Genomic DNA, 2263 nt, shown 5'->3' with positions numbered 1-2263 from the left:
GCTCCGGCCGTCAGGGTGTCCTTTCGGGCCGACTTCCGGGCCCTTGCGCACCGTTGGATCCGTAACCGGTGGGGGCGGGCCCCGACCGGCCCTGCATGCGGCGGCACTTCGAGCAGCGGGAGCCCGTGCCGCTCGCACGCGGCGACCAGGGCCTCGGGGACGGTGTCGTACACCGGCGCGACGCCGAAACCGAGCGCCGCCGCACCCGCCGCCACGACCCGCTCGACGTAGTGCGCCGGGTGGGCGAGCTGTACGCCCGCGGTCATCAGCAGCTCGCCGCCGAGGAGATACGGGTACGGGTCGGCCATCTCGGAGGTGTGCACCCAGTGGATGGCGGCGTCGGCCGGGCCCGCGAGGAGTCGCAGCCCGAGGTCCCGCCGGTTCAGCAGGGCGGCCAGTGAGACGGGCGGGGCCGGTGGGGTCGAGGTGGGTTCCTGAGCGGGGGCCATCGCTATGGACCTTTCGTACATCGGACCCGGTTAACAGTGGATGAAACTTACGCTTCATCGTCGCTTTCCGGCCACCTAGCCTCGTGCCATCCAGGGGCCGCGGGTACGGGCGGATGTCCTCGCGAACAGTCACTGGTCGTCACTCCACCGCACGACACGCCACCGAACGAACGAGGGAGGGCCCCATGGCCGTCGACTACACAGTGATCGTCCTGTATTTGGCCGGCATGCTCGCGATGGGCTGGTGGGGCATGCGCCGCGCCAAGTCCAAGAGCGAGTTCCTGGTCGCGGGCCGCCGGCTCGGGCCCTGGATGTACTCCGGGACCATGGCCGCCATCGTCCTCGGCGGCGCCTCGACGATCGGCGGTGTGGGCCTCGGCTACAAGTACGGCCTCTCCGGCGCCTGGATGGTCTTCACCATCGGCCTCGGCCTGCTGGCCCTCTCCATCTTCTTCTCCGCCCGGATCGCCCGGCTGAAGGTCTACACCGTCTCCGAGATGCTCGACCTGCGCTACGGCGGCAAGGCCGGCGTCATCTCGGGCGTGGTCATGTGGGCGTACACGCTGATGCTCGCGGTCACCTCGACCATCGCGTACGCCACGATCTTCGACGTCCTCTTCGACCTGCCCCGGACGGTCGCGATCGTGCTCGGCGGCGCCATCGTCGTCGCGTACTCGACCCTCGGCGGCATGTGGTCCATCACCCTCACCGACATGGTGCAGTTCGTGGTGAAGACCATCGGTGTGCTGATCCTGCTGCTGCCGATCGCCGTCATCAAGGCGGGCGGCTTCGCGGAGATGAAGGCCCAGCTGCCCACCGAGTACTTCGCGCCGCTCGGCATCGGCGGCGAGACGATCTTCACGTACGTCCTGATCTACACCTTCGGCATGCTCATCGGCCAGGACATCTGGCAGCGGGTGTTCACCGCCAGGACCGACAAGGTCGCCCAGTGGGGCGGCACGGTCGCCGGTGTCTACTGTCTCGCCTACGCCCTGGCCGGCGCCGTCATCGGCACCGCCGCCAAGGTGCTCTACCCGAACCTGCCCAGCGCCGACGACGCCTTCGCGACGATCGTGAAGGACGAGCTGCCCATGGGTGTGCGGGGCCTGGTCCTCGCCGCCGCGCTCGCCGCCGTGATGTCCACCTCCTCCGGCGCCCTGATCGCCTGCGCCACCGTCGCCAACAACGACATCTGGTCGCGCCTGCGCGGTCTGACCGTCCGGGGCTCCGACGGCGAGGAGCACGACGAGGTGAAGGGGAACCGGCTCTTCATCCTCGTCATGGGCATCGCCACGATCGCCATCGCCATCGCCCTCAACGACGTCGTCCAGGCCCTGACCGTCGCCTACAACCTGCTGGTCGGCGGGCTGCTCGTGCCGATCCTCGGCGGCCTGCTGTGGCGCCGCGGCACCGTCCAGGGCGCGCTCGCCGCGGTGGTCGTCGGCGGCCTGTCCGTGATTGGCCTGATGTGGGCTTACGGAATCCTGGCAAATGAGCCTGTTTATTATGGTTTGTTGGCCTCGCTCGCCGCGTATGTGATCGTTTCCCTGGCGACCCGCCCGACGGACGCCACCGTGCTCGCGACCTGGCGAGCCCGGCTGGCAGGCCAGGACACCCCCGAAGCCGACCCGACGACGACGCCGGAGACCGTGCCGGCGCCGGCGACCGGCTGACGGCACCAGACTCCCGGCCGGGGCCCGAGACGACCCCCCGGCCCCCCCCCGGCACCCCCCCCCCCCCCCCCCCGCGGGGCCCCCAAAGAGGCGCACAGCCCACAACCCCAGAACCGGCCCCCGCGACAACGACCCCCAACC

At 70.2% G+C, this 2263-nt stretch carries 2 protein-coding genes; one reads left to right on the top strand and one right to left on the bottom strand.

Translation table 11 applies throughout. From position 1 onward, the window contains the following. Positions 1-449, bottom strand: a 449-nt coding sequence (locus AB0E14_RS39610) for a PucR family transcriptional regulator ligand-binding domain-containing protein (protein ID WP_362430413.1), incomplete at its 3' end; no start/stop codon positions are given. Between the two features lie 185 nt (positions 450-634). Between AB0E14_RS39610 and AB0E14_RS39605 the strand changes: the two genes are divergently transcribed. After that, positions 635-2122: a sodium:solute symporter gene (locus AB0E14_RS39605; RefSeq protein ID WP_362430410.1), complete on the top strand. Its 1488-nt coding sequence runs from the start codon at positions 635-637 to the stop codon at positions 2120-2122. Positions 2123-2263: the final 141 nt, after the last annotated feature.

Source organism: Streptomyces sp. NPDC047981, assembly GCF_040653315.1.
GTDB lineage: Bacteria > Actinomycetota > Actinomycetes > Streptomycetales > Streptomycetaceae > Streptomyces.
Note: the sequence above shows the minus strand (reverse complement) of the source record. Positions and strands in the feature narration are given on the sequence as shown.